The organism is Streptomyces sp. NRRL B-1140, assembly GCF_001280065.1.
Taxonomy (GTDB): domain Bacteria; phylum Actinomycetota; class Actinomycetes; order Streptomycetales; family Streptomycetaceae; genus Streptomyces.
Genome location: NZ_LGEA01000065.1, coordinates 1 through 230, shown reverse-complemented (window position 1 = coordinate 230; position 230 = coordinate 1). Strand labels below are relative to the sequence as shown.

Below are 230 nucleotides of genomic sequence, written 5' to 3'. Positions count from 1 at the left end.
GGTGGAGCCGCTGAACCAAGCGGTTAGTAGGTGAGTGATGGGGTGACGCAGGAAGGTAGTCCATCCCGGGCGGTGGTTGTCCCGGGGTAAGGGTGTAGGACGTCAGGTAGGCAAATCCGCCTGACACGTGTCTGAGACCTGATGCCGAGCCGATTGTGGTGAAGTGGATGATCCTATGCTGTCGAGAAAAGCCTCTAGCGAGTTTCATGGCGGCCCGTACCCTAAACCGA

General features: G+C 58.3%; 1 rRNA gene. It reads left to right on the top strand.

The features are described from left to right. Positions 1-230, top strand: a 23S ribosomal RNA gene (locus ADK65_RS08460); the annotation flags it as partial.